Raw genomic sequence first — 6,559 nt, forward strand, 5'->3', positions numbered from 1 at the left:
GGACCGAAGGCTCATATCGTCTAGCCGCGTGGCAGGAATTCAACGACGACTACCTCCTCGACATCGACAGGACGGCCGCCCAGATCACCGTCCACTACCCAAAGATCGACGACGCGACCGCCCGGCTGACGGAGCTGGTCCGCACCGAGCAGTCCTGCTGCGCGTTCGCGACTTGGGCGATCGACACGACCCACCCCGACCTGCGCCTTTCCGTTACCGGCACCGATGACGCACTGGCCGCGCTCACGTTCCTAGAGCAGACGCCCGCCCCCGCAACGAAGGAGAGCGTGCAGTGAGCGAAGAGTGTTGCGGCCCCAACGAGCCGCGCAAGCCCGGTACGGTCCGGCGCATCGAACTGTCCCGGCCGCTCTCGACCGGTGACGCCTGCTGCGCCGCGGAACCCTCCTCCAAGACCGCGGCGCCAAGCGCGGTGCACGATGCGGGCGATGCCTGCTGCGGCCCCGACCTCGCCACCACCCCCACCGAGGCGGACGAGGAGCCGGAGGTCCGCCCGCCCTGGTGGCGCGACTTCGCGTTGCTTCCCTCCGCGCTGTCCGGGCTGTTCCTCCTCGCCGGATACACGTTCGAGTGGACTGGTCTGCACATCCCGGCGCTGGTGCTGCAGTGGGCGGCGCTGCTCGCCGGCGCCTACACCTTCGTCCCCGGCGCGATCCGCCGCCTCATCCGCGGTCGCCCCGGGGTCGGGCTGCTGATGACCATCGCCGCGATCGGCGCGGTCCTGCTCGGCCACGTTGGCGAGGCCGCGACCCTGGCGTTCCTGTTCTCCCTGGCCGAGGCGCTTGAAGACCGGGCGATGGACCGCGCCAAGGAAGGCTTGCGCGCCCTTCTGTCCCTCATCCCCGACACTGTCCGCGTCTCCCGCCTAACCAGCGACGTCACGATCCCCGCCGCGGACGTGCGTGAGCTGGACATCCTCGTCATCGGTGCCGGCGATCGCATCGCCACAGACGGCGTGGTCGTGGAGGGTAGGTCGAGCCTGGACACGTCGGCGATCACGGGCGAGTCGATCCCGGTCGAGGTCGGCCCCGGCGATCCGGTCGCCGCCGGTTCGGTCAACGGGGCGGCGACGTTGCGGATCGAGGCAACTGCGGACGGCCGCGACAACTCCCTCACCCAGATCGTCGCCCTCGTGGAGCAGGCCCACGCCCGCAAGGGCAACCGGGCACGCCTCGCCGACCGGATCGCGAAGCCGCTCGTTCCCGTCGTCCTGATCGCCGCTGCCGTGGTCGCCCTGTTCGGGCTGCTGGTCGGCGACCCGTGGACCTGGATCGAACGCGCCCTCGTCGTCCTGGTTGCGGCATCCCCGTGCGCGCTGGCCATCGCGGTGCCCGTGACGGTGATCAGCGCGATCGGAGCGGCGTCAAAGTTCGGCGTCGTCATCAAGTCAGGTGAAGCGTTCGAGCAGCTCGGCACGATCCGCGCCGTCGCCCTCGACAAGACCGGCACCCTCACCCGCAACGAGCCCACCGTCGTCGACGTCCAGCCCGCACCCGGTATCACCCGCGACGACCTGCTCGCCTGGGCCGCCGCCGTGGAGGCCACCAGCACCCACCCCCTCGCCGCGGCCATCATCGCGGCCGCACCCGTCGCCAGCCCCGCAACGGAGGTGGTCGAGGAGGCCGGGCATGGCATCACCGGGACCGTCGACGGCCGAGACGGTCCGGATGCTGCAGTCGCAGGGCATTGAGACCATCATGCTCACCGGCGACAACACCCGCACCGCCCACGCCATCGCCGCCGAGGCGGGCGTAACCGACGTTCGCGCCGAGCAGCTGCCCGCCGACAAGGCCGCCGCGATTGAGGCGCTCGTCACGCAGCAACCGACCGCGATGGTCGGCGACGGCATCAACGACGCCCCGGCACTGGCGACGGCGACGGTCGGGATCGCGATGGGTGTGAAAGGCTCCGCGGCGGCGATCGAGTCCGCCGACGTCGCCTTCATCGGCCACGACCTCCGCCTCATCCCCGGCGCCCTCGCCCACGCCCGCCGCGGCCGACGCATCATGACCGCCAACATCGGTCTGGCTCTGGCGATCATCGTCGCGCTGTTCCCGCTCGCCCTGTTCGGCATCCTCGGGCTCGCCGGCGTCGTGCTGGTGCATGAGATCGCCGAGGTCGTCGTCATCCTCAATGGCGTCCGCGCCGCCCGTCGCCCCGCTGCGCTACGGCAACTCGCCACGGTGCCCGCTCGCCAGCCCGAACCCGCCCACGCCTGACCACCGACCCCTCGCCCCGCGGTGGCAGAACACCGCCCGACTTGGAACCGGCCCTTGTGAAGACCCCCATCAAAGCCACCTTCGCCACCGTTGCCGTCGTCATCGTCCTGGTTGACCGGCTAGCCGCGCCGGACCCGGCCGGCGCTGCCGGCGCTCCCGTGCTCGGGTGAACCGGGCTCCGAATGGGTTTAGGTGCGTACGGTAGGCTGTGGGCGATGGTCTCTTCGGCCCGGACTCCGCGCTCCACGACGCTGAATGAGCAATTGTTGATAATGAGGCTCATTACCAGCGTCGGTTTGGCGCTGCTGCTGATGTTGGGTCTGGCAGCGACGGGTCACACAGAGGCGGACGGTTCGACTCCTGTTCCGCTGGTGATTTCTGGGTTCATGGACCCCCACGTCGAGCCCGTGGCAGACGCCCCAGTCGAGCATGAGGCGGTCGCCGGTGGCGTCGTTTCTGGGCCGAACGCGTTGGTGGGCGCTGCGCTGTGCATGTTGGGCGTGTTGTGCGGGCTGACGTTCATGGTGGTGCTGCGGGGGTTGTGGCGTCGGCGGATGCCTCCGGTTCTCGGTGACGGGCCACGGATGCCTTCGCTGCTTCCGGCGCCGGCTGCCCGTGCTCACCCGATTGTCTTTTCGTTGACGCAGTTGGGTCTTTCCCGAACCTGACATTTGGCACGCCACCCTTTCCGGGTGGCGCTTCGTCCCGGGCTGCGTGCCCGGGTTCTGTCCTGTGCCGTGTCTTGGTTTGGAGTACCCGATGAAAACCCCTGTGAAGGCGACGCTCGTCACCATTGCCGTTGTGGTGGTGATGGTGATCGCCGCGTTGATCTATGTCCTTGTCAATCAGAGCCAGTCCGCTCCACCTTCATCTGGGGGCGGTGACGCATCCCCGCAGGTGGTGCGGGAGAGCTCGCATGTCCTCGACGACGGCGGGGAGGGCGCTGTCACCCTGGTGGAGTTCCTCGACTTCGAGTGCGAGGCGTGTGGCGCGTTCTTCCCGATCGTGGAGGATATGCGGGAGCAGTTCGCTGGGGAGATCACGTATGTGGTCCGCTACTTCCCGCTGCCCGGTCACTTCAATTCGAAGAACGCGGCGGTCGCGGCGGAAGCGGCCGCGCAGCAGGACCGGTTCGAGGACATGTATGTCCGGTTGTTCGAGACGCAGGCGGAGTGGGGTGAGGCGCAGGAGTCTCGCGCCGACCTGTTCCGTGGCTTCGCGGAGGAGATCGGTCTGGACATGGCCGCCTATGACGCCGCCGTGGCGGACCCGGCTACGGCGGAGCGGGTGGAGCTGGATTTCGAGGAGGGCCAGGCGCTCGGGGTGAGCAGCACGCCGACGTTCTTCCTCGACGGTGAGCTGCTCGAGCTGCAGGAGTGGGACGACCTCGAGAACGCCATCCAGGCTGCGGTGAACGGTGGCCGGTGATGCGGGCGGGTTTGACGCATCGGCGGGCGATCATCGTCGGCGCCGGGCAGTCTGGGCTCGCGGTTGCCGCGGCTCTGGCCGCGGAAGGGCTGCGGCCGCAGCACGAGTTTGTGGTGATCGACGCCGCCAGCACGGGGCAGCGTTCCTGGTCCTCACGGTGGCATTCGATGGAGCTTCTCAGCGACGCCCGGCATAGCGCGCTGTCTCCGCGGCGGCTGCTGGGTGACCAGCGCCGGCATCCGCGAGTGGACGAGATGGCGGACTACCTCACCTTCGTGGAAGCCGGGCTGGGCGTGGAGACGGTCTGGGGCATCCAGGCGACCGGGGTGGAGCATCGCGGGAACGGCTCGACTCTGCTGCTGTCGACGACGGCAGGGGAGGTGCAGACCCGCAACGTGATCTGCGCGACGGGCGCGGCCGCGCACCCGCGGATTCCGGAGTGGGCGTCTCTGCTGACGATGCCCGGGGTGGTGCTGCACAGCAGCGAGTACCTGTACCCGAAGCAGATCCCCGTCGGCGACGTGCTCATCGTGGGCGGCGGGAACAGCGGTGTGCAGCTGGCCCGCGAACTGTCCGCGTCGCACACCGTGACGCTGTCCGTGCGAACCCGGCGGCAGCATCGCCCCGCGATGAGCTATCCCGCCGCGGCGGGGGAGAGGGTGCCGCTGTTCTCGCGGGAGCGTCGCCCCGAGCCGATCTTCGGCGACAGCTATGAGCAGCTGCGCCGCGTCGGGGTCACGATCGCAGCTGCGGTGCAGGACGCGGCCGGCGCCGGGGTGACCTTCGCCGATGGCACGCAGGCATCCCCCCGCTCGGTGATCCTCGCCACCGGCTACACCCCTGGCGACGACTGGCTCCCGGAACCGGCCCGCGTCGACCGGCCGCGGCGCACCCTGACCGGCCTGCCCGGGCTGTTCGTGGCGGGGATGCCGCAGTACGGCGGCCGCGGCTCCGACACCCTCGCCGGGGTCTGGAAAGACGCGACGACGATCGCCCAGCACATCATCAACCGGCCCTGAAAGGACCACCGCCGTGACCACCGTCACCGACCACGAACACCCGCACCGATCCGGCTCACGGAGACGCATCCTCCTCCTGTCCACTCTGACGACGCTGCTGCTGGCCGCCGGGCTCCTGTTCGCCACCGCGGCGCCCGCAGCCGCGCACGATGAGATCGTCTCCTCCTCCCCGGAAGCCGGATCCACGGTCAGCGTGGTCCCGGAGGAGATTTCGCTGACGTTCAGCGGCGAGATCCTCACCGATTTCAGCGCCGTGATCATTGAGGTGGTCGCCCCGGACGGGCAGAACATCGCATCGGGGGATCCGGTCATCGACGGGACCACGGTCACCCAGGCGGTGACGCCTGGTCAGGCGGGCGTGTACACGGTGCGGTGGCGGGTCGTGTCCAGCGACGGGCACCCGATCAGCAACGAGTACCAGTACACCGTCGAAGCGGTCACCGTCCCCACCAGCGCCCCTACCCCCGAAGCGACCGAGGAGCAGACACCCGACCCGTCTCCCACATCTGCCGCCAATACGTCCGGAGAGGTTCACAACGGGCCATCCGGAGGTGGGGAACTCCTCCCCGTCCTTGCGGTCCTGAGTGGCGTAATCGTGCTGGGCGGCGCGCTGGTGGTCGTGCTCATGGTGGCCAGAGAGCGTCGTCGCCGCGACCGAGCAGCCGCGGCCGCGGCCGCCGCGGATGGTGGAACCGCCGACGACCAGCAACAGAAGGAGAACCCCTCATGAAATGTCCGGTCGACGGGACCGCCCTGCTGATCACGGAACGCTCCGGGGTCGAGATCGACTACTGCCCGCAGTGCCGGGGCGTCTGGCTGGACCGTGGCGAGCTCGACAAGATCATCGACCGCGCCGCCGACCTTGCCGGCGGCGGCCGGCAAACCAGCACCGCCCCCTATCCGCGCGAGGGCGACCACCGTTCTGACCGCGACAGGGATCATCACGGTCGCTCCGGGCGTCGGCGGAAGGAAGGGTTCCTCGGTGACCTCTTCGACTTCTGACACCAAAAACCTCTTCCTGATAGCCGGTCTGATGACCGGGTTATCATCGGCCCTCGCGAACGCAGGAGGAGCCGCTGATGGTTCGTGAGCAGACCCGGCGGTTCGCGGTCGCGTGCCTGGCCGCCGCTGTGGTGGTCCTGGTCGACCAGGCGACGAAGGCGGCCGCACTGGGAGGGTTGAGTCAGGAGGAGCGGATCCCGCTGCTGGGGGATCTGCTTGGGCTGCAGCTCGCGTTCAACCCCGGCGCGATCCTCTCCCTCGGAGCCGGGGTCACCGGGCTGCTCACTCTCCTCGGGGTCGGTGCCGTGGTGCTGCTGGTCGTCGCCGCCGCGCGGGCGCGGACCGGATGGTGGGCGATGGGGATCGGCCTGATCCTCGGGGGCGCGATCGGGAACCTGATCGACCGGCTGTTCTCCCCCCCTGGGTTCGGGGTCGGGCACGTCACCGACTTCCTCGCCTACGGGAACCTGTTCATCGGCAACCTCGCCGACGTCGCCCTCGGTGCCGGCGTCATCGTCCTCGGCCTGAGCCTGTGGACCCGACACCGCCGCTCCCGCGTCAGCGCGGACAGCGCGGCGCCTGCGACGGGCTCCGTGGTGAGCGGGTCATGATGGCGAAGCAGCGGACCTCGTCCGTATACCAGCGCAACGCGTTCGCGCCGGGGCTGCTCGCGGCGGCGGTGTTGTTCCTCGCGCCGGTACTGATGGGCGGGGACTGGTTCACCGTTGTGCTGTTCGTCGCCGCGATCTTCGCGGTCATCGTGGGGTGGTTCGCGATCCAGGCGCGGCAGTGGTGGTGGTTGCCTGTGTTCGTCGTGATCGCCGTGATTTGGAACCCGGTGTTCCCGTTCCCGTTCACCGGCCCGGTGTGGAC

General features: G+C 69.4%; 8 protein-coding genes and 1 pseudogene. All 9 read left to right on the plus strand.

The annotated features are described in order from the left end of the window. Nucleotides 1-296 (plus strand): hypothetical protein (locus B3587_RS07750; RefSeq protein WP_292727658.1); only part of this gene is annotated, 296 nt, incomplete at its 5' end. Nucleotides 297-619: 323 nt separating this feature from the next. Beyond that, nucleotides 620-2,237 (plus strand): annotated as a pseudogene (locus B3587_RS07755) (heavy metal translocating P-type ATPase). 215 nt (nucleotides 2,238-2,452) lie between these two features. After that, nucleotides 2,453-2,905 carry a hypothetical protein gene (locus B3587_RS07760; protein ID WP_045246905.1) on the plus strand — a complete coding sequence of 151 codons (453 nt, stop codon included), beginning with the start codon at nucleotides 2,453-2,455 and terminating at the stop codon, nucleotides 2,903-2,905. Between the two features lie 91 nt (nucleotides 2,906-2,996). After that, nucleotides 2,997-3,665, plus strand: a complete 669-nt coding sequence (locus B3587_RS07765; RefSeq protein ID WP_045246904.1) for a DsbA family protein — start codon at nucleotides 2,997-2,999, stop codon at nucleotides 3,663-3,665. After that, a complete protein-coding gene (locus B3587_RS07770; protein WP_045246903.1) occupies nucleotides 3,665-4,684 on the plus strand; it encodes an NAD(P)-binding domain-containing protein in 1,020 nt (339 codons plus the stop codon). The genes B3587_RS07765 and B3587_RS07770 overlap by 1 nt, the downstream gene beginning before the upstream one ends. A gap of 13 nt (nucleotides 4,685-4,697) precedes the next feature. Then, nucleotides 4,698-5,414 carry a copper resistance CopC family protein gene (locus B3587_RS07775; RefSeq protein ID WP_048809232.1) on the plus strand — a complete coding sequence of 239 codons (717 nt, stop codon included), beginning with the start codon at nucleotides 4,698-4,700 and terminating at the stop codon, nucleotides 5,412-5,414. Then, nucleotides 5,411-5,686 carry a zf-TFIIB domain-containing protein gene (locus B3587_RS07780; protein WP_045246902.1) on the plus strand — a complete coding sequence of 92 codons (276 nt, stop codon included), beginning with the start codon at nucleotides 5,411-5,413 and terminating at the stop codon, nucleotides 5,684-5,686. Before B3587_RS07775 ends, B3587_RS07780 begins: the two co-directional genes overlap by 4 nt. Nucleotides 5,687-5,763: 77 nt before the next feature. Next, nucleotides 5,764-6,297: a signal peptidase II gene (locus B3587_RS07785; protein ID WP_045246901.1), complete on the plus strand. Its 534-nt coding sequence runs from the start codon at nucleotides 5,764-5,766 to the stop codon at nucleotides 6,295-6,297. After that, nucleotides 6,294-6,559 (plus strand): DUF6804 family protein (locus B3587_RS07790; RefSeq protein ID WP_292727660.1); only part of this gene is annotated, 266 nt, incomplete at its 3' end. The genes B3587_RS07785 and B3587_RS07790, both read left to right, overlap by 4 nt.

Origin of the sequence: Microbacterium sp. UBA837, from assembly GCF_002296025.1 — a bacterium.
Classification (GTDB): Bacteria; Actinomycetota; Actinomycetes; order Actinomycetales; family Microbacteriaceae; genus Microbacterium.